Source organism: Caldanaerobius polysaccharolyticus DSM 13641 (assembly GCF_000427425.1).
Lineage (GTDB): Bacteria > Bacillota > Thermoanaerobacteria > Thermoanaerobacterales > Caldanaerobiaceae > Caldanaerobius > Caldanaerobius polysaccharolyticus.
The window spans coordinates 441187-459433 of sequence record NZ_KE386495.1; the positions used below are offsets into that span (position 1 = coordinate 441187).

An 18247-nucleotide genomic window follows, 5' to 3' on the forward strand; every position below is an offset into this window, starting at 1 on the left:
TTATCTGCCTCATGCCGTCAGCAAAAATTTCACGAGCAAGAAAAAAAGCAAGGATATCACCGACGAGGCATACATTACCTTTATGGCGCCTATTATACCATCCGCTTCAACGGCCTTTGTCTCATTATCGTACCGCAATATCTCAGCTGCCGCCAGCGTCGCCAGCTTTGTTATCCTGGCTGGAATAAAGTTTAAAATGCCGTTTAACTTTGCAGAAGCCCAACCCAGATGGGCATGTCCGTCCTCTTTAACATCCAACATAGCGTTCAACACGCTGACAGCTCTATAGACTAAAGCCAGAGGCGCACCTCCTATAACAGCGTACATAAGAGGCGCAACTATCCTGTCGTTTATGTTCTCTATTATCACCTTTACTGCAACCTTGGAAATGTCATCCTGGTCCAGGTGTTCTGCATTGCTCACCATCGGCGATAAAGCTTTTCTGGCGCAAGCCACATCCCCTATTTTCAACGATCTATGCACTTTGCTCATCTTTACGTCAAGTCCTCTGGCATCAAACGCCGTATACATAAGAATAATGTTCACTGCCATTACAGCGTATCGCCCCAAGACCGATGCCACAAACATCAGAGCATATGCGACGGCAAACGTCAAAAACACTACCGCCGTACAAAGGATTATACCCGCTTTCTTTTCACCCCTGGGATCTTTGTACCTCGCTTTTAAACTACATTCCATGCGGGATACGAAATCGCTTATAACCTTTACAGGATGGGGCCATCCCGGGGGATCGCCTAAAATCAGATTCATAACGTATGCGATGACTACCTGTATCACTTAAGCTCCCTTCTTTACTCTGTGAAGGCACTACCACGGGCATACCGTTAACAGGGTTTGGCATAATAAGCACATCTGCCCGATAGGCCTTTTTTATATTCTCAGCGGTTATGACCTCCTGCGGGCTACCCGACGCTATCACCATCCCATCGCAAATCAACGCTATATCGCGACAATATTGGGACGCTAAACTAAGATCGTGAAGCACCGCTATCACGGTCATACCACAACGGCTCAATCGCGATACCATATCCATTATATCATACTGATATTTTATATCCAAATGGGATACAGGTTCGTCTAGAAGCAAAACCTCCGGCTGTTGACAGATCGCTCTGGCTATCAGCACCCTCTGCCTTTCTCCGCCGCTCAAATGAGTTATAGGCACGTCCTTCATATGCCACGTGTTGGTCACACGCATGGCGTGCTCTACAGCTTTCCTGTCCTCTTCTGTCTCCTTTCCAAACCACTTATGATATGGCATACGCCCCATCCTCACTATGTCTTCACAGGTAAAATCAAAGTCTATTGATGTGTCTTGCGGCACATACCCTATGTGCCTGGCCCTGGCCTTTATATCCATGGCGCTTATGTCTATGCCGTTTAGCAAGACCTTGCCCTTTGAGGGCTTTAGATAACCTGATATAGACTTCAAAAGGGTACTCTTGCCCGAACCATTGGGACCTATCAAACCGATAAAGCTGCCTTCTCCTACATCCAAGTGGATGCCTTTTAAAACCTCTCTTTTATCATAAGAAAAATGGACATCAACCAATTTCAACATCACTGCGTCCTCCTGTTTTTAACGAGGAGATAGAGAAAAAACGGCCCTCCTACCGCCGAGGTTATAATACCTACGGGCACTTCAGCAGGCGACAAAACCAGCCGCGACAGCGTATCCGCCCATATCAAAAAAATCCCCCCTGAAATGGCGCTACAGGGTATCAAAAACCTGTGGTCAGGACCTGTAATAAGCCTTACCGTGTGGGGAACGATAAGACCTACAAATCCTATTATACCGCTTACCGACACAGCCGCCGCCGTTATGATGGACCCCAACATCAGCAAAACCCTTTTGGTCTTTTCCACATTTACCCCCAGGTGATAAGCCGATTCTTCCCCTGTAAGCAAGGCGTTTAAGTCCCACGAATAAAAGTACATCACAATGCTGGAAGGTAATATAACCGCAGCGGATACAACAATTTGCTGCCACGTCACGTAGCTAAAGCCGCCCATGGTCCAGAAGACAATCCTGGACATCTCCTGGTGGTTTAAAAGCATCAAAAACGAAATCACAGAGGAGAGAAAGGCACTTATTGCAATTCCAGCCAGCAACATCGCCGTCATATCAATCCTGGACCCCTTTTTCGCCATAATGTACACCGCAAAAACCGTCAGTATGGCCATTAAAAACGCCAGGATATTAGTTGCAATAAGCCCTAACCCTGCTACAATGGCTACGGTGGCCCCCACAGCAGCCCCCGAAGATATGCCAAGGACATAAGGATCTGCCATAGGATTTTTAAGCAGGCCCTGAAAACAAGCTCCCACTGTCGCCAGCGCCATCCCTACCATAGCCGCTTCTACAGCCCTGGGAAACCTTAGCGACAAAATTATCAGCCGGTCTGTCCTGTAAAGACCAGGTTCACTTATTGTCATAAATATTTTAAACAAGCGCGGCAAAGGGATCCTGACAGTACCTATGCAGGTGGAAGCAGCTACTGATAGCAATAGCACCAACACGAGCAAAAAGTATATTAACGCCCTTTTCATACTATTGTTTAAACGCATCGGGGTGCAAAGCCTTCGCCACCGTTTCAAGCCCTTGAACTATCCTGGGACCCGGCCGCAATATGATGTTGTCGTCGATGACAATTATTTTGCCATTTTTAACTGCATCCAGGTCTTTATACCCTTGCATATTGCTAAGGTCTTTTACATTGCCGGCATGAGATGAAGTGAGCAACACCTGGGGATTATCCTTAACCAATTTTTCCATGCTGTACTGAGCCCATCCCTTGACATCCGAAACCACATTAATGCCTCCAGCCATAGCGATTATCTCATCGATAAATGTGCCTTTGCCCGCTGTCCAGTTTTGCTGGCCAAATTGAACCGCATAATACGCCCTGACTTTATCGCTATTTTTAACCTTATCCGATATCTCCGAAACTTTGCTCTTCATCTGGGCGACCAATTTACTCGCTTGCTCATTTTTATCCACAATCTTACCTATAAGGCTGATGGAATCGTAAATCTGGTTAAAACTCTGGGCTTCGGTTATGACCACAGGTATACCCAATGATTGAATTTTTTGAACCTCGTCTTTTGTGACAGTTGTCCCCGCCAACACCACATCAGGCTTTTTGCTGGCTATTGCTTCCACATTGGCTCCCTTAAATCCACCGACTTTATCTATATTTTTGGCCTCAGGGGGATAATCGTCAAAATCAGTAACTCCCACTATCTCATCGCCTGCATCTATTGCAAAGAGTATTTCGGTATTACTAGGGGCCAAAGATACTACTTTTTCAGGCTTTTTAGCTATTTCCACTTCTCTGCCCGTAAAGTCGGTGACCTTTAAAGGGTAGACCGTATGCTGCACCCGCTGCCCAGACGCCTTTGGGCGAGCCTTAATAACCGCCGTCTTTGTGGAATTCCCTGCGCATGAAATAGACCCCATTATAACCAGTACCAGCACCAGCAACCATAAAAGCCCTTTTTTAAACATCTAACACACCTCCAAAAAAAATTAAACCCATCCAGGACGGATGGGTTATACGCAAAAATCTACTATAAGACGCACTTTGAGCGTAAAACTTTAAAACGCGTACGCCTTTAAATGCGCATCACTCCTTCCCTCCGAAGGCTATGCGTGAACCTCATGGCAGGTCTCCTGACTTGCGAATCATCTTACTCTCGGCACCTTCCCGGTTTGCCCAGTGGTCAATTGCCGATTTCATCATCGCTCACAGTAGCGGGGGCTGTAACGGATTTTCACCGTTTTCCCTTTTAATTTCTTGTAGAAAACCATGAGGTTTTTTATTAAATTTTTTTTAATATTAACATAACCCGATGACATTTGTCAATGTTGGGAAGTGGGCGCAGTAGTGGCGTTGTTTTCATCTTGCGCTTTTTTATTTATTCCTCTTCTCACAATGGCATCCACCGTTTCATAGGTATCCCTGTATAATTTCTCTTTACTTATAAGCTTTCCATACCTGTAAGTGTACTTGTATACATCTACCACCACGCCATCATGAGCGGGCCTCTCTATTTCCTCCTTACCGTAAGGCAATTTGTTGTCGTCCACGTATATAGTCTTCGCCTTATTGACCTTTATTACATCAGATTTAAATTCAAAGGTCATGCCGTTTAAATAATTATCACCGTAAATGTCCACGTTAAATCTGTTACCTGAGACATAGGAAGAAATATACACAGGGTATTTTGATGTATTCTTAAACCTGAAGTCAAACCAATCTCCCGCAATAGTAGCATCAAGCCCTGGCGGTACATAAGAAACGGGAAACTGATGGTGAATTCTGCTGGTAACAGCGAGGTTTGCCCTCAACACCGCGTTATAGAGGGTGGTGGCAATCTGGCATACGCCGCCTCCCACGTCATCTACCAGTTTGCCATTTACTATAACCGGCGCGCTTTTATAGCCGTTGGAAATGATTCTGGGACCAAGGGTCTTATTGAGAGAAAATTCTTCATCAGGCATCAACAACGTGCCATTTAAAGCCTTTGCTGCCACTTTTATGTTATCCGTTCTATTGGCATCCGCAGGGTTAAATTTGGTAGAAAACGACGCTATCTTGGTGTTTACTCTGCTGAAAAATTCCGCCGTATATTTTGGCATAATTTCATCGACCTTTAACCTCACCAATTGACCTCCAGCCTTTATACTTTTTAAAATCTCCTCCTTGGATGCCGCTACATCCAGCTTTTTGCCTTTCTTATCTGGTATAACCGTAAAAGTTCCTTTATTGAATATCAACTTCGCGTCTTCAGCGGGTACGTTTACTTCCTTAGCAATAGCGGTGAGAATATCGTCGATTTTTTTTGTATCTATATTCATCTGTAGTTGTAGCCTAACGCCGTACTTGCTGGCATCGTATATCTCTTTGAGCGCTTTCATAATATTCTTATCCTTACCCACAGCGTAGGCCCTATCAATCACTTCTCCGTAATTGTATGAAACTCCCAAATCGGAATAGCTTACAATTTTCTCACCCCTGTCCCATAGCAGCGTCAAGCTCTTTTTCAGCACCCCATCGTACTGCTCTTTTAGCTTTGCCAGAGCAGCTTCTTTTGTCAATCCACCTAAGTTGATATTGTCTACGTAGACGTTTTTCGCTATGGTCTTCTGGCTTAAAAGCAGATAGGCATAAGTTCCTCCAAAAGCTGCTCCCATGAGGAATAAAATCAATAATGCCATTATAAAGCCCATAAATATTTTCTTCCCGGTGGTCTTAACCTCCGACACCATCGCTCATATCATCCCTTCGCTTTGTTATGGTATTCACAGTAACCGTTTAAAAGACAGCTGTCACACAGGGGTTTTCTCGCTTTGCATACCTTTCTGCCATGGTATATCAACAAATGATGAGCTTTACCCCATACCCTCTCAGGAAGTATATCCATAAGGTCTCTTTCCGTTCCGTACACATCCTTTGAAGAGGCCAGCCCCAACCGGTTGGCTACCCTAAACACATGGGTGTCCACCCCTATGGCGCTTACACCAAAGGCATTGCTCAAAACCACGTTGGCTGTCTTACGGCCCACGCCCGGCAATTTCACCAATTCTTCCCTGCTCTGAGGCACATTTCCTCCGTATTCTTGCACGATCTTTTTGCACGCCTCGATAATATTCTTGCTTTTAGACCTGTACAATCCACACTCTTTTATCTCTTCCTGTAGTTCCTTTATATCAGCATTAGCAAAGTCCTCAGGAGACACGTACTTCTTAAAAAGCCTTGATGTTACCATATTTACGCGCTTATCCGTGCACTGGGCCGACAATATGGTCGCAATTAAAAGCTGAAACGGGCTGTTAAAATTAAGCCCAGGTCTTGCATCAGGATATGCTTTTTCTAAAATCCCTATAATCGATTCAGCGGTCTTCTTATCCATAGCATCTACTCCTTAACTTTTGTAACGCCCACCTAGCAGCATCTTTTATAGCCGGTCTAGGATCGTCGAGAAAAGGCTCCAGCTCCTTTATATACCTGGCATCACCCGTGTTACCCATGGCTATCAACCCATTGCGCTGCAGGACAGCCTTCCCCCTCCACGATGCGGCTGTGGGCTTAAATATCTCTTTAAACCTTTTATTATCCATTTTAACGATGTCCTCTAACGGTATCAATGGCATAGGAGGCCTTGGGATAAACCAATCACCCCTGGAATACTTGGCTCCTTTGTTCAACGGACAAACCTCCTGACAGGTATCACAGCCGTACACTCTCATCCCCATTTTTTCCTTTATTTCATCAGGCAATATACCTTTTTTCATTGTATTATACGAAAGGCATTTTGATGCATTGAGGACATACGGCTGGACCAACGCCTTTGTAGGACATGCTTTTATACACAGCTCACAACTACCGCACTTGCTCTTTAGCGGTACATCAGGGATTAATTCTAATTCGGTTATAATTTCTCCCAAAAACATCCAGGAGCCGTATTGGCCGTTTATGATACTGCAATTTTTGCCGTACCATCCTATCCCCGCCCTGTGGGCGACCATCCTGTCTACAAGGGGGCCTGTATCAACCATATATACGCTTCTTACATTATATCGCTTTTGAATATATTCAACAAGCTGTAACATCATGTGTTCCATGACCTGATGGTAGTCGATGCCGTAAGCACACCTTGAAATAAAAGCATACCCCTTTTTGTTTTCAGAGATGTATGGTGTATTATAGCTTAAACCCAGGGCAATGATACTTTTAGCCGAACTAAGAATCAATCGAGGCGAAACCCTTTTTTCTACATCCTTTTCTTCAAAACCCGAAAGGTAACCTTTATCCTTCCGCTCCAATAAAATCTTTGGGTCAAAATCCTCTGCAGTGGTAAAGCCCACCGCATCAAAGCCTAATTCCAAAGCATACTCTCTCACATCTCGGCTTATTTTCTCTTTATCCATATAACCACCCACATAATTTTATCACAAATTAAAAGAGAGCAGTTACGCTCTCTTTTGTTTTCTCTCTATTCTATTGAGCTGCCACATCTTTCTAACCGCGACTATCTTTTTATCGTCGCTATCGTTTTGATCGCTTTGCACGTCGCATTCATCGTACACCGTATCCTGTTCAATCTGGCGATCACCTTTGTATAGGCCATCTAGATCCTCGTCGTCTGCGTATATCTCTTTAACTCTTTTCCTATACATTGAACTTCCCCTCCATTTCTGATGTTTAGTATAGCTAAATTTGTATTGACATATTCCATTAATGTGTTATAATAATTTTTGTGAGGATCGGGGTTATAGCTCAGCTGGTTAGAGCGCTACGCTCACATCGTAGAGGTCACAGGTTCGAGTCCTGTTAACCCCACTTGTTTTTTTTGTAAACACCATATCTTGACAAAAGAGTGTATATAACATATAATACTTTCAAAAGTTTTAAATAGCTTTTTAGCTACAATAACTGAGGAGGGTTATAATGAAAGTAACAGTAGATCAAGATCTATGCATAGGGTGTGGCGCATGCATCGATACATGCCCTGAGGTCTACGACTGGAACGAAGATGGGATGGCCCACGTGATCGTAGACGAAGTTCCTGAAGATTTAGAGGAACTGGCACGTCAGGCCTTGAGTGATTGCCCAGTGGAAGCTATAAAAGAGGAATAAAAAAATGCCGATGCGCATCGGCATTTTTTTATTCCTCTTTTTCTTCCGGATAAGATATCTCCAGGGAAGGATACGCCTTTCCACCTCTTTCAACTTCTTTTTTGCCTTTTGGCAACAGCAGATTTAACAAAATACCCACTATAGTAGCAGGCCCTACGCCACTAAAAAGCAGATTGCCTATTTGAATCTTGATTCCGCCTACACCCAAAGTGAATATAATAGATGCTATGAGCAAATTCCTGGTGTCGGAAAAATCAACTTTATTGTCAATAAGGGTTCTCAAACCGGCAGCAGCAATCATGCCAAACAGTATTATGGTAATGCCGCCCATCACCGGTTTGGGAATGACCTCTATTGCCGCTCCTATTTTTTGCACAAAGCTGAGCAAAACAGCGATTACAGCAGCGCCACCTATAACCACAGAACTGTACACCCGCGTAATAGCCAGCACTCCTATATTTTCTCCGTAAGTGGTACTGGGAGGTCCCCCAAAGAAAGCCGCTATGGCCGTAGCCAGACCATTGCCTAAAAATACGTTGTGTAAACCAGGCTTTTTGATGAGGTCTCTTTCCACAATATTGCCTATTACCAGCACATGACCCAAGTCCTCTACCATAGATACGATAGCTAGCGGCGCAATCAGCGAAACCGCTCCCCACATCAGCTCAGGGCTATGGCCTACTAAAAAGTTGAACTTTGGAATTGCTATCCATGCTGCTTCTTTTACTGGCTTAAAGTTTACTGCGCCTATAATAATGGCAAATATATACCCGCCAATCGTCCCCAAAAGAATTGGTATTATCTTTATAAATCCCCTGCCAAACATAGCGAACAGGATTATGAATACAGCGGTAACAGCAGCTACCAGCAAGTTCTCCTGAGCCTCTTGAACAGCCACAGGTGCCAGGCTCAAACCTATTATCATAACCACAGGCCCTACCACTACAGGGGGCAACAGCCTATCTATCCAATCAACGCCTGTAATGCTTATAATTATATAGACCAATACGTACATGATCCCTGCAGCTATCATGCCTGAATAGGCGCCCCTTATTCCAAACTCTTTTGTAGCTGCAATAATAGGTGTGATAAACGCGAAAGAAGACCCCAGATACGCTGGCACGTATCCCCTTGTAATAAGGAGAAATATTATGGTGCCAATACCTGATGTAAAGAGAGTTACAGAAGGATCCAGACCAGTCAGCAAAGGAACCAGCACCGTCGCACCGAACATAGCGAAAACGTGCTGCAACGACAATGGCACGATTTCTTTTACCGGTGGTACATCTTTGATGTCGTAAATTTTTTTACCCACATCTTTTTCCTCCTTTTTAGCCTCACAGGGCTAATTTAAAGTTATCTATAGCATTATAACATTATCTGCATGACTTGTCCACAAAAATAAAAAAGAGAGTGCATACAAACACCCTCCTGTAAATACGCAAAATACATTTACCTCTTTGAAAATTGTGGTGCCTTCCTCGCCTTTTTGAGGCCGTACTTTTTCCTCTCCTTCATTCTCGGATCCCTTGTCAAAAGCTTGTACTTTTTGAGCAAAGGCTTTAATGTCTCATCTGCCATAAGCAAAGACCTAGCAATACCCAATCTTATGGCATCGGCCTGGCCGGTAAGTCCACCGCCGATGACTTTTGCACTGACGTCAAACTTATCAGCTAAATTTGTGACCGTTAAAGGTTGTTTTACAATATACCTTTGAGTAGGAATAGTAAAATACTCTTCCAGAGGTCTACCATTAACTATTATATTACCTGTGCCAGGGTACATCCTTACCCTCGCCACAGATGTTTTTCTCCTGCCTACACCGTAATAAGTAAGAGCCAATATTTTTCCTCCTTCCATTAGAGATCAAGCGGTTCAGGCCTCTGCGCCTGATGGGTATGTTCTGGTCCTCTGTAAATCTTCAGCTTCTTTATCATCTTGTTTGCCAATCTGTTTTTAGGAAGCATCCTCTTAACCGCCAAGTACAACGCCTTTTCAGGATTTTTCTTCATCAACACCTCATAGCTGGTAGTCTTAAAACCACCAGGGTATCCTGTATGGCGTGCGTACACCTTGTCTTTTAACTTATTGCCTGTTAAAACTATTTTATCAGCGTTAACCACTATTACGTAATCCCCTGTATCCACATTAGGAGTATATACAGGCTTATGTTTGCCCATGAGAATAATAGCAATCCTACTGGCTAGTCTTCCCAATACTTTATCCTTGGCGTCTACTACATACCATTTCTTTTCTATCTCACCGGGTTTCGCCAGATATGTCTTCAACTCTTTTACCTCCTCACAGAAAACGTAAAATAAACCGGGGCTAATTTTACACTAAGTTTTAGTATAATATATTATAGCATCCATGTCAATAAAAAACCTTATAAAGATACAGGCCATAGGGTGGAACTGTAGGGCCTGCTTTGCTTCTGTCCCTTGAATTTATCACATCTCTAACGTCGCTCCACATCAACTTGCCATTGCCCACCCATATCAATGTTCCCGTTATTATCCTCACCATATTGTACAAAAAGCCATCTGCTTGGATAACCAGCTCAATTAACTCATCAATCCGATTTAAATCCAAGCGCTTGATCGTCCTCACAGACGACTCCACATTGCTGCCCGCCGCTTTAAAAGCTGAAAAATCATGGGTACCTATAAAAAGCTCTGCGCCCCTCTTCATCGCATCCAGGTCCAACCGGTATTTATAATGGTATACGCGGTTTTTCAACAGCGCTGAGGGCAGCTCACTGTTGAGTATATAGTACCTATACTCCTTGCCTATCGCGCTTTTTCTGGCGTGAAAACTGTCGTCTACTTTTTCCGCCGCTTTTACAACGATGTCATCAGGCAACACGCTGTTTAAAGCATAAGGCAGGCGACTAATAGGCACTGACGAATTTGACTTAAAATTAGCTACCTGCCCTATGGCATGGACACCAGCATCTGTCCTGCCAGCACCGATTAAGTTCACATCTTCACCTGTTATCTTTTTTATAGCTTTAAGCATTTCCCCTTGCACGGTTTTAGCGTTTAGCTGGTACTGCCAGCCGTGATAGTGTGTCCCATCATACTCAACGATGAGCTTTATGTTACTCATACTCCGACCCCATACCTGTCTAGCACCACTAAAATTATCATGATGCACGTAACGGCAACCGCTCCCCAATCTACTTTGCCTACGCGCAGTTGCCTCATCCTGGTCCTGTTCTCCCCGCCTCTGTAGCACCTGGCCTCCATCGCCATAGCTAGCTCATCGGCTCTCCTGAAGGCATTTATAAACAAAGGTACCAATAAGGGTACCATGGCCTTTGCCCGTTTTACGATGTTCCCGCTCTCAAAGTCAGCGCCTCTGGCCATCTGAGCTTTCATAATCTTGTCGGTTTCATCCAACAGCGTAGGAATGAACCTCAAAGCAATGGTCATCATCATGGCCAGCTCATGAGCAGGCACACCTATCCGCTTAAAAGGCGACATCAGAAGCTCAATACCATCAGTCAACATAATAGGAGACGTGGTTAATGTCAGCAGCGATGTACCCACTATGAGGAACAGCAACCTTATGCTCATAAATACAGCCAGGTGCAATCCCTCTGCTGTCAGCTTTAAAGAACCGTAAGACCATATGACGCGACCTGGTGTCAAAAACATATTTATGGCCATGGTTATAAGCAATATAGCCATAATGGGTTTTAATCCCTTGAATATATAACTCAATTTCACCTTAGATATATAAACAGCCAAGGCTATGTAAAGCACTACGTATATATAACCCGTGTAATTTTTAACCATAAACAAAACCACAATAAAGACCAAGGACAACAATATCTTAACCCTGGGATCCATCCTGTGAACAGGGGTCTCTCCCGGAATAAACTGACCTATAGTTATATCCTTAATGGCCATAGCCCCTACTCCTTATGATTTTTATAAGTTCTGCTTTCGCATCGCTTACCGTATACACGTGCTCATTTACATTAAAGCCCCTTGACTTCAGCTCTTTCATAAGCTGCGTAACCTGGGGAACGCCAAGGCCCATTCCCTTGAGCTCTTCTGACCTAGCAAAAACCTCAGAGGGTTTCCCTATCATAGCTACTTTTCCCCTATTCATGACTATTATTCTGTCAGCGTATTCAGCAACGTCTTCCATGCTGTGAGAAACCAACACAATCGTCATCTTTTCTTTATGGTGCAATCGCCTTATATTGCCTAATATCTCTTCTCTGCCTTTGGGATCCAACCCCGCCGTGGGTTCATCTAAAATCAATACCTTGGGCTTCATCGCCAGCACGCCCGCAATGGCTACTCTGCGCTTCTGACCTCCTGATAGCTCAAAGGGCGACTTATCCTTTAAGGCATCATAGTCTAGCTCTACTAGCGACATGGCATACTTTACCCTTTTTTCCACTTCTTTTTCATCAAGGCCCATATTAACAGGACCAAAAGCTATATCCTTGTACACCGTCTCTTCAAATAGCTGGTGTTCAGGGTATTGAAAAACCAATCCTACCTGCTGCCTGATCTTTTTTACATCTACGTTTTTAGATGTTATATCCACCCCATCTACCAGTATCTGGCCAGAAGTGGGCTTTAAAAGTCCATTCATCTGTTGTATAAGGGTGGATTTGCCCGAACCGGTATGCCCTATAATAGCGATAAATTCACCGTCTTGGATAGTAATGCTTACGCCATCAAGGGCCACAGATTCAAAAGGCGTTCCCTTGTTATAAACATAGGTTAAATTTTTTATCTCAATCGGCATATCAACTCCACCATTTCTTCCACAGATAATACATCTACAGGTATTTCGTAGCCTTCTTTTTTTAGCAAATAAGCCAACTCGGTTACCTGAGGCACATCCAATCCCAGCTTCTTTAGCTCTTCTACGTTTTTAAAGACTTCCCTTGGGGTACCATGCATGACTATTTTTCCATGGTCCATTACAAACACCCTATCAGAAGCCACAGCCTCATCCATAAAATGAGTTATATTTATGACGGTTATACCCTCTTCTTTGTTAAGCTTTTTCACGGTCTTCATGACCTCTTGTCTCCCCACCGGATCCAGCATGGCCGTGGGCTCGTCTAATATGATGCATTTAGGCCTCATGGCTATTATTCCAGCTATGGCAACCCTTTGCTTTTGTCCCCCTGAAAGGAGGTGTGGAGCCTTTTTTGCGTGTTCCCACATCCCCACGGCTTTCAGCGCTTCATCTACCCGTTTCCTGATCTCCTCCGGCGGTACGCCCAGGTTTTCCGGCCCAAATGCCACGTCCTCCTCTACCACTGAAGCCACCAGCTGGTTATCAGGGTTTTGAAATACCATTCCCGCTATCTGCCTGACATTCCAGAGCATACGGCCATCTCTGGTGTCTATGCCATCCACCAATACAGTACCGGAAGAGGGTATCAAAAGCGCATTGAAATGCTTTGCCAACGTGGATTTACCCGAGCCATTATGCCCTATTATGGCAACGTGTTCTCCCTGTTTTATATCTATATTTACGCCGCACAAAGCCGCATCGTTTTCAGGCTGCCCGTCATTGCCGCTATCTCCTCTTGTTTTATAGCTGTATACCACATTTCTGGCAGATATTATATTCAACCATTACACCTCTTACGCTCAATATTATCAGCTTATATAAAACCAAATTTATAATTTATTATAGTATATATCTGCTTAAAATGTAAATAGGGATTAAGCGATACTTAATCCCTATTTGCTCATACCAACTCGATTATCGCCATAGGCGCTCCGTCACCGCGCCTGGGCCCTAACTTTATTATCCTAGTATATCCCCCTTGCCTGTCAGCGTACTTCGGAGCTATCTCATCAAAGAGGTTTTTGACAACAGTCTCATCGTATATAAAAGCAAGGGCCTGCCTTCTGGCATGGAGATCTCCTCTTTTCCCTAATGTTATCATCTTTTCAGCAAACTTCCTGGTCTCTTTCGCCCTGGCCTCTGTAGTCACTATTCTTCCATTTTTTAAAAGGCTCGTGGTGAGATTTCTTAACATCGCCATACGCTGATCGGTAGGACGTCTCAGTTTTCTGTGATACATCCTGTCATCCCTCCTCGCTAGGTTTTAATCTGAGGCCCAATGCTTCCAATTTTTTCTGCACTTCCTCTAATGACTTCTTTCCCAGGTTTCGAACTTTCATCATCTCTTCTTCGGTCTTTTGCGTCAGCTCGCCCACGGTGTTTATACCCGCTCGCTTGAGGCAGTTATAAGACCTTACGGACAGATCCAGCTCTTCGATGGGCATGTCAATAAGGTGATTGTCGTCGCGGTCTTCTTTTTCAACCATTATTTCCATGTTATTTATATGCTCGGACATGGTGACAAAGAGATTTAGGTGTTCTATGAGTATTTTGGAAGCGAGGCTTATAGCCTCATCTGGCTTAATGCTCCCATTGGTCCAAACTTCTAAAATCAATTTATCATAATCTGTTATCTGACCTACTCGCGCATTTTCAACGTTATAGTTGACTTTTTTCACAGGGGTAAATATGGAATCTACCGGGATGATCCCTATAGGTTGATCAGGTTGTTTGTTCCTTTCAGCTGTGACATAACCCCTTCCATTGGCTATTGTCAATTCCATATGAAGTTTAGCGTCTTTCTCCAACGTAGCTATGTGCATATCCGGATAAATTATCTCTAAATCAGCATCGGTTTTTATATCATCCGCGACAACTTCTCCTTCTCCTTCCTTGTCTATATACGCGACTATTGGCTTGTCGTCTGACGAATGCAATCTTAAAGCCAGCTGCTTTATGTTGAGTATTATCTCTGTCACGTCTTCTACAACACCTGGAATCGTAGAAAACTCGTGTAAAACGCCATCGATTTTAATTGAGGTTACGGCCGTACCGGGAAGTGAGGAAAGTAGCACTCTCCTGAGAGAATTGCCCAGTGTTATACCATATCCCCTCTCCAGCGGTTCAATGCTAAACATGCCATAGGTGCCTTCCGGGTTCCTGTTAACGCATTCGATTTTTGGTTTTTCTATTTCTATCATTTATGAAACCCTCCTAATCCATGTTCTCCCATGTCTAAAACCGAGGGTAACTGCTATTTCACATCATTTAGAGTAAAGCTCTACAATATAATGCTCTTCAATAGGAATGTCAATGTGTTCTCTCTTGGGCAGTGCTACTACAGTGCCTTCAAAGTTATCTTTGTTCAATTGCAGCCAATCAGGCACATTTCTATTGGCCTCCAAGTTGTCCTTTATTACTTGCATCTGACGGCTCTTTTCTTTTACAGACACCACATCTCCCACTTTTACTTCATAAGATGGTATGTCCACTTTTTTACCGTTTACCAATATATGGCCATGCTTGACTATCTGCCTGGCCTGTGCCCTCGATGCCGCAAACCCCAGTCTATATACCACGTTATCTAAGCGCCTCTCTAGCATTTGGAGCAGGTTTTCACCTGTTATGCCTTTGCGCCTTTCTGCTTCTTCAAAGTACCTTCTAAACTGTGCCTCTAAGACACCGTATATGCTCTTGACCTTTTGCTTTTCTCTCAACTGAAGGCCATAGTTTGAAAGCTTCTTTCTGTTCTGGCCATGCTGTCCCGGAGCATACGTGCGCCTTGATACTGGGCACTTATCGGTATAGCACTTATCGCCTTTTAAGAACAACTTCATTCCTTCTCTTCTGCACCTTCTGCATACAGGCTGAATATATCTCGCCATTTCAGCACCTCCTTACAATCTTCTTCTTTTAGGCGGCCTGCAACCATTATGGGGAATAGGTGTGACATCTTTTATGGCATTTACTTCAAGCCCTGCGGCCTGCAACGCTCTTATAGCAGCCTCTCTGCCAGCTCCAGGACCCTTTACGTAAACTTCCACGTTCCTCATCCCCAGATCCATGGCGGCTTTTGCTGCAGCCTCAGCAGCCATCTGAGCAGCAAAAGGCGTGGACTTCCTTGAACCCTTAAATCCCACCGTTCCAGCGCTAGCCCATGAAACAGCATTTCCCGCCATGTCCGTCAGGGTCACGATGGTGTTGTTAAACGTAGAGTGAATATGAGCGATACCCTTTTCTACATTTTTTCTGTCGCGCCTTCTCCTAGCCCTTTTCACATTTTTAGCCATTTACTTCCCTCCTCTTATCTTACTTCTTTTTCTTAGCCACAGTTCTCTTGGGACCCTTTCTCGTCCTGGCATTAGTCCTGGTCCTCTGCCCTCGAACAGGCAGCCCTTTGCGGTGGCGGATACCTCTATAACATCCGATATCTATAAGCCGTTTTATATTTGTGGCCACTTCTCTTCTTAGGTCGCCTTCGACTTTGTACTCATTTTCGATTATTTCCCTTAATTTCCTTTCCTCATCGTCTGTCAAGTCCCGAACGCGGGTATCAGGATTAATCCCGGCTTTTTCCAGGATTTTTTTAGACGTGGGTCTGCCTATACCGTATATATAAGTCAACCCTATCTCGATCCTCTTGTCCCTGGGCAAATCTATACCTGCAATCCTCGCCATATACGTACCTCCTTTCAACCCTGTCTCTGTTTATGCTTGGGATTCTGGCAAATCACCATGACGCGTCCCTTTCTCCTTATGACCTTGCATTTCTCGCAAATTGGCTTTACAGACGGCCTTACCTTCATGAAATCACTCCTTTTCTTTTTTTCCTCTCCACACGATCCTTCCTCTTGTAAGATCGTATGGGGTCAATTCTACCGTTACCCTGTCACCCGGAAGAATTTTTATAAAGTTCATCCTCAACTTTCCCGATATATGGGCTAAAACCCTATAGCCATTTTCCAGCTCTACCTGAAACATCGCATTAGGCAATGCCTCTACAACCGTGCCCTCAACCTCAATGACATCTTCTTTAGGCAAGGAAACTACCTCCCCATTACTCACGCCTTTTTGAATTTTTCCAAAGCCTTTCTTAAATCAGCATTGGATATCTTTTTACCGCCCAATATCTTATCTCTAATAGCGTCATCGTACTCGTTTGTGCGCAAAAGGTGTTTTATATTTTTTTTCTTGGGTTTGTCTATTTTCCGCAATTCTCCATCGGCGATATACGCATAACCGCCCTCTACGGCGATCACCACAAAATATCTGCCGCTATCCCTGCCCATTTTAGATATAACTATCTGGCCAGGACTTAAATCACCGCTGCTATCCATCCAATTCACCTGCCAAAACAGTCAATATAACAGGTCCATCAGCCGTTATAGCTATCGTATTCTCATAATGAGCAGATAACCTTCCATCTACTGTCACCACAGTCCATTGGTTATCAAGAGTGCGCACTTCATAAGTCCCTTCGTTGACCATGGGCTCAATAGCCAGCGTCATCCCCTCTCTGAGCTTTACTCCTCTGCCTGGCATCCCAAAGTTAGGCACCTGAGGGTCTTCATGCATATTCCGCCCTATACCGTGTCCCACATACTCCCTAACCACCGAATAACCGTGAGATTCTACGTATTCTTGTATAGCGTGAGATATATCGTACAACCTGTAATTGGTATTGGCGTACTCAATGCCTTTAAAAAAGCTGTCTTTTGTCACCTCAATCAACCTCATCGCGGATTCAGAAACATCACCTACAGGAAATGTACGAGCTGCGTCCCCATGGTAGCCGTTATAAAATACCCCGATGTCCACACTTACAATATCGCCTTCCTGCAACTTTCTCTCACCAGGAATTCCGTGCACTACCTCATCATTAATAGACACGCATATGTTAGCAGGAAAGCCATTGTAGCCTTTAAAAGAAGGAAGTGCTCCTCTTCGCTTGATATAGTTTTCGGCTATTTCATCTAGTTCTGCCGTCTTCATCCCGGGCCTGATTTTTTCTTCAATCAACTGAAGGCACTCAGCTACAATCCTCCCAGCGGCTCTCATCGCTTGAATCTCCCGGTTTGATTTAATTATAATCATTTACCGTCAATGCTCCCCAGTATGCGGCAGATATCTGCAAAAGCTTCGTCTATAGGTTTACTACCGTCTACCTCGTGCAACAGCCCTTTTTTGCTGTAATAATCTATTAATGGTCGGGTCTGCTCCTGATATACATCTAACCTCTTTTCAATAGTTTCCCTGGTATCATCTTTTCTCTGTACCAGATTGGCTCCGCATACGTCGCATTTGCCCTCTTCTTTTGGCGGGATATTTATCAAATGATAAACAGCACCGCACTCAGGGCAAACCCTCCTATAAATAACCCTATTTATTAATGTTTCCCTATCTGCGACCATGTTAATCACAGCGTCGATTTTTTTGCCAGCGTTTTTAAGAAAGTCCTCTAACGCATCCGCTTGCTTGACGGTTCTAGGAAAACCATCCAGCAAAAAACCTTTCTCACAGTCAGGCTTTCCCAGACGATCCTTTACGATCTCCACCACTATTTCATCGGGTACCAACTGCCCTTTGTCCATGTACTCTTTTGCCTTATTACCCAGCTCTGTTCCGTTTTTGAGGTTTTCGCGAAATATATCGCCTGTTGAAATATGAGGTATATGGTATTTTTCAACTATTTTCGCCGCATGAGTACCTTTGCCAGCACCCGGTGGGCCCATCAATATGACATTCATATTTTC

26 protein-coding genes, 1 tRNA gene and 1 riboswitch are annotated in these 18247 nt (G+C 44.1%); of the genes, 2 read left to right on the forward strand and 25 right to left on the reverse strand.

The annotated features are described in order from the left end of the window. Nucleotides 1–9 precede the first annotated feature (9 nt). The 8 genes from CALPO_RS13660 to CALPO_RS0108550 form a co-directional block, all read right to left on the reverse strand. Entirely contained in the window at nt 10–798 is a 789-nt protein-coding gene (locus CALPO_RS13660; RefSeq protein WP_156940168.1) for a CobD/CbiB family cobalamin biosynthesis protein, read from the reverse strand. Beyond that, entirely contained in the window at nt 689–1582 is an 894-nt protein-coding gene (locus tag CALPO_RS13665) for an ABC transporter ATP-binding protein (protein WP_084295240.1), read from the reverse strand. The genes CALPO_RS13660 and CALPO_RS13665 overlap by 110 nt, the downstream gene beginning before the upstream one ends. Next, entirely contained in the window at nt 1582–2589 is a 1008-nt protein-coding gene (locus CALPO_RS0108525) for a FecCD family ABC transporter permease (RefSeq protein WP_051585937.1), read from the reverse strand. The genes CALPO_RS13665 and CALPO_RS0108525 overlap by 1 nt, the downstream gene beginning before the upstream one ends. After that, on the reverse strand, nt 2573–3529 hold the full coding sequence (locus CALPO_RS0108530) for an ABC transporter substrate-binding protein (RefSeq protein WP_026486929.1): 957 nt from the start codon (nt 3527–3529) through the stop codon (nt 2573–2575). The genes CALPO_RS0108525 and CALPO_RS0108530 overlap by 17 nt, the downstream gene beginning before the upstream one ends. A 138-nt stretch (nt 3530–3667) precedes the next feature. Next, nucleotides 3668–3848, reverse strand: a riboswitch (cobalamin riboswitch). Nucleotides 3849–3883: 35 nt separating this feature from the next. Then, nucleotides 3884–5293, reverse strand: coding sequence for a VanW family protein (locus CALPO_RS0108535; protein WP_051585938.1), 1410 nt, complete (start codon nt 5291–5293; stop codon nt 3884–3886). 8 nt (nt 5294–5301) lie between these two features. Further along, complete coding sequence (gene nth / locus CALPO_RS0108540) at nt 5302–5937, reverse strand: endonuclease III (RefSeq protein ID WP_026486931.1); 636 nt, start codon at nt 5935–5937, stop codon at nt 5302–5304. Then, nucleotides 5930–6955 carry a tRNA epoxyqueuosine(34) reductase QueG gene (gene queG / locus CALPO_RS13670; protein WP_051585939.1) on the reverse strand — a complete coding sequence of 342 codons (1026 nt, stop codon included), beginning with the start codon at nt 6953–6955 and terminating at the stop codon, nt 5930–5932. Before queG ends, nth begins: the two co-directional genes overlap by 8 nt. A 42-nt stretch (nt 6956–6997) precedes the next feature. Further along, nucleotides 6998–7204, reverse strand: coding sequence for a hypothetical protein (locus tag CALPO_RS0108550; protein WP_026486932.1), 207 nt, complete (start codon nt 7202–7204; stop codon nt 6998–7000). 89 nt (nt 7205–7293) lie between these two features. Between CALPO_RS0108550 and CALPO_RS0108555 the strand changes: the two genes are divergently transcribed. Continuing rightward, nucleotides 7294–7367, forward strand: a tRNA-Val gene (locus tag CALPO_RS0108555). A gap of 108 nt (nt 7368–7475) precedes the next feature. Continuing rightward, on the forward strand, nt 7476–7664 hold the full coding sequence (locus CALPO_RS0108560; protein WP_026486933.1) for a ferredoxin: 189 nt from the start codon (nt 7476–7478) through the stop codon (nt 7662–7664). A 28-nt stretch (nt 7665–7692) separates the two neighbouring features. On the opposite strand, the gene CALPO_RS0108565 is transcribed toward CALPO_RS0108560, so the two are convergent. From CALPO_RS0108565 to CALPO_RS0108645, 17 genes are all read right to left on the reverse strand, one after another. Further along, nucleotides 7693–8979, reverse strand: coding sequence for a uracil-xanthine permease family protein (locus CALPO_RS0108565; protein WP_026486934.1), 1287 nt, complete (start codon nt 8977–8979; stop codon nt 7693–7695). Nucleotides 8980–9116: 137 nt separating this feature from the next. After that, nucleotides 9117–9524: a 30S ribosomal protein S9 gene (gene rpsI, locus CALPO_RS0108570; protein ID WP_035172493.1), complete on the reverse strand. Its 408-nt coding sequence runs from the start codon at nt 9522–9524 to the stop codon at nt 9117–9119. Next, nucleotides 9524–9952: a 50S ribosomal protein L13 gene (gene rplM, locus CALPO_RS0108575; RefSeq protein WP_026486936.1), complete on the reverse strand. Its 429-nt coding sequence runs from the start codon at nt 9950–9952 to the stop codon at nt 9524–9526. The genes rpsI and rplM overlap by 1 nt, the downstream gene beginning before the upstream one ends. An 85-nt stretch (nt 9953–10037) precedes the next feature. Next, nucleotides 10038–10772, reverse strand: a complete 735-nt coding sequence (gene truA, locus CALPO_RS0108580; RefSeq protein WP_026486937.1) for a tRNA pseudouridine(38-40) synthase TruA — start codon at nt 10770–10772, stop codon at nt 10038–10040. Further along, nucleotides 10769–11578: an energy-coupling factor transporter transmembrane component T family protein gene (locus CALPO_RS0108585; protein WP_026486938.1), complete on the reverse strand. Its 810-nt coding sequence runs from the start codon at nt 11576–11578 to the stop codon at nt 10769–10771. Before CALPO_RS0108585 ends, truA begins: the two co-directional genes overlap by 4 nt. Next, nucleotides 11568–12434, reverse strand: a complete 867-nt coding sequence (locus tag CALPO_RS0108590) for an energy-coupling factor transporter ATPase (protein WP_026486939.1) — start codon at nt 12432–12434, stop codon at nt 11568–11570. Before CALPO_RS0108590 ends, CALPO_RS0108585 begins: the two co-directional genes overlap by 11 nt. Next, on the reverse strand, nt 12419–13276 hold the full coding sequence (locus CALPO_RS0108595; protein ID WP_026486940.1) for an energy-coupling factor transporter ATPase: 858 nt from the start codon (nt 13274–13276) through the stop codon (nt 12419–12421). Before CALPO_RS0108595 ends, CALPO_RS0108590 begins: the two co-directional genes overlap by 16 nt. Nucleotides 13277–13395: 119 nt before the next feature. Next, nucleotides 13396–13734: a 50S ribosomal protein L17 gene (rplQ, locus tag CALPO_RS0108600; RefSeq protein ID WP_026486941.1), complete on the reverse strand. Its 339-nt coding sequence runs from the start codon at nt 13732–13734 to the stop codon at nt 13396–13398. A 4-nt stretch (nt 13735–13738) separates the two neighbouring features. Further along, complete coding sequence (locus CALPO_RS0108605) at nt 13739–14695, reverse strand: DNA-directed RNA polymerase subunit alpha (RefSeq protein ID WP_026486942.1); 957 nt, start codon at nt 14693–14695, stop codon at nt 13739–13741. A 63-nt stretch (nt 14696–14758) separates the two neighbouring features. Next, the gene (rpsD, locus tag CALPO_RS0108610) at nt 14759–15379 is read right to left on the reverse strand and encodes a 30S ribosomal protein S4 (RefSeq protein WP_026486943.1); all 621 of its coding nucleotides are present in this window, start codon (nt 15377–15379) and stop codon (nt 14759–14761) included. Between the two features lie 12 nt (nt 15380–15391). After that, nucleotides 15392–15784 carry a 30S ribosomal protein S11 gene (gene rpsK / locus CALPO_RS0108615; protein WP_026486944.1) on the reverse strand — a complete coding sequence of 131 codons (393 nt, stop codon included), beginning with the start codon at nt 15782–15784 and terminating at the stop codon, nt 15392–15394. 19 nt (nt 15785–15803) lie between these two features. Then, nucleotides 15804–16172 carry a 30S ribosomal protein S13 gene (gene rpsM / locus CALPO_RS0108620; protein WP_026486945.1) on the reverse strand — a complete coding sequence of 123 codons (369 nt, stop codon included), beginning with the start codon at nt 16170–16172 and terminating at the stop codon, nt 15804–15806. A gap of 14 nt (nt 16173–16186) precedes the next feature. Continuing rightward, nucleotides 16187–16300: a 50S ribosomal protein L36 gene (gene rpmJ, locus CALPO_RS0108625; protein WP_026486946.1), complete on the reverse strand. Its 114-nt coding sequence runs from the start codon at nt 16298–16300 to the stop codon at nt 16187–16189. A gap of 4 nt (nt 16301–16304) precedes the next feature. Next, the gene (infA, locus tag CALPO_RS0108630) at nt 16305–16535 is read right to left on the reverse strand and encodes a translation initiation factor IF-1 (protein WP_026486947.1); all 231 of its coding nucleotides are present in this window, start codon (nt 16533–16535) and stop codon (nt 16305–16307) included. A gap of 20 nt (nt 16536–16555) precedes the next feature. Next, nucleotides 16556–16831, reverse strand: a complete 276-nt coding sequence (locus CALPO_RS0108635; protein WP_026486948.1) for a KOW domain-containing RNA-binding protein — start codon at nt 16829–16831, stop codon at nt 16556–16558. Continuing rightward, on the reverse strand, nt 16824–17588 hold the full coding sequence (gene map / locus CALPO_RS0108640; protein ID WP_026486949.1) for a type I methionyl aminopeptidase: 765 nt from the start codon (nt 17586–17588) through the stop codon (nt 16824–16826). The genes CALPO_RS0108635 and map overlap by 8 nt, the downstream gene beginning before the upstream one ends. Next, nucleotides 17585–18241, reverse strand: coding sequence for an adenylate kinase (locus tag CALPO_RS0108645; protein WP_026486950.1), 657 nt, complete (start codon nt 18239–18241; stop codon nt 17585–17587). The genes map and CALPO_RS0108645 overlap by 4 nt, the downstream gene beginning before the upstream one ends. Between the last annotated feature and the right edge of the window lie 6 nt (nt 18242–18247).

Excerpts from the sequence above, each read along its gene's own strand:
- CALPO_RS13665 (WP_084295240.1), bottom strand. The coding sequence starts at position 1,582 with ATGTTGAAATTGGTTGATGTCCATTTTTCTTATGATAAAAGAGAGGTT.
- CALPO_RS0108525 (WP_051585937.1), bottom strand. The coding sequence starts at position 2,589 with ATGCGTTTAAACAATAGTATGAAAAGGGCGTTAATATACTTTTTGCTC.
- CALPO_RS0108530 (WP_026486929.1), bottom strand. The coding sequence starts at position 3,529 with ATGTTTAAAAAAGGGCTTTTATGGTTGCTGGTGCTGGTACTGGTTATA.
- CALPO_RS0108535 (WP_051585938.1), bottom strand. The coding sequence starts at position 5,293 with ATGGTGTCGGAGGTTAAGACCACCGGGAAGAAAATATTTATGGGCTTT.
- nth (WP_026486931.1), bottom strand. The coding sequence starts at position 5,937 with ATGGATAAGAAGACCGCTGAATCGATTATAGGGATTTTAGAAAAAGCA.
- queG (WP_051585939.1), bottom strand. The coding sequence starts at position 6,955 with ATGGATAAAGAGAAAATAAGCCGAGATGTGAGAGAGTATGCTTTGGAA.
- CALPO_RS0108550 (WP_026486932.1), bottom strand. The coding sequence starts at position 7,204 with ATGTATAGGAAAAGAGTTAAAGAGATATACGCAGACGACGAGGATCTA.
- CALPO_RS0108560 (WP_026486933.1), top strand. The coding sequence starts at position 7,476 with ATGAAAGTAACAGTAGATCAAGATCTATGCATAGGGTGTGGCGCATGC.
- rpsI (WP_035172493.1), bottom strand. The coding sequence starts at position 9,524 with ATGGAAGGAGGAAAAATATTGGCTCTTACTTATTACGGTGTAGGCAGG.
- truA (WP_026486937.1), bottom strand. The coding sequence starts at position 10,772 with ATGAGTAACATAAAGCTCATCGTTGAGTATGATGGGACACACTATCAC.
- CALPO_RS0108585 (WP_026486938.1), bottom strand. The coding sequence starts at position 11,578 with ATGGCCATTAAGGATATAACTATAGGTCAGTTTATTCCGGGAGAGACC.
- CALPO_RS0108590 (WP_026486939.1), bottom strand. The coding sequence starts at position 12,434 with ATGCCGATTGAGATAAAAAATTTAACCTATGTTTATAACAAGGGAACG.
- rplQ (WP_026486941.1), bottom strand. The coding sequence starts at position 13,734 with ATGTATCACAGAAAACTGAGACGTCCTACCGATCAGCGTATGGCGATG.
- CALPO_RS0108605 (WP_026486942.1), bottom strand. The coding sequence starts at position 14,695 with ATGATAGAAATAGAAAAACCAAAAATCGAATGCGTTAACAGGAACCCG.
- rpsD (WP_026486943.1), bottom strand. The coding sequence starts at position 15,379 with ATGGCGAGATATATTCAGCCTGTATGCAGAAGGTGCAGAAGAGAAGGA.
- rpsK (WP_026486944.1), bottom strand. The coding sequence starts at position 15,784 with ATGGCTAAAAATGTGAAAAGGGCTAGGAGAAGGCGCGACAGAAAAAAT.
- rpsM (WP_026486945.1), bottom strand. The coding sequence starts at position 16,172 with ATGGCGAGGATTGCAGGTATAGATTTGCCCAGGGACAAGAGGATCGAG.
- rpmJ (WP_026486946.1), bottom strand. The coding sequence starts at position 16,300 with ATGAAGGTAAGGCCGTCTGTAAAGCCAATTTGCGAGAAATGCAAGGTC.
- CALPO_RS0108635 (WP_026486948.1), bottom strand. The coding sequence starts at position 16,831 with ATGGATAGCAGCGGTGATTTAAGTCCTGGCCAGATAGTTATATCTAAA.
- map (WP_026486949.1), bottom strand. The coding sequence starts at position 17,588 with ATGATTATAATTAAATCAAACCGGGAGATTCAAGCGATGAGAGCCGCT.
- CALPO_RS0108645 (WP_026486950.1), bottom strand. The coding sequence starts at position 18,241 with ATGAATGTCATATTGATGGGCCCACCGGGTGCTGGCAAAGGTACTCAT.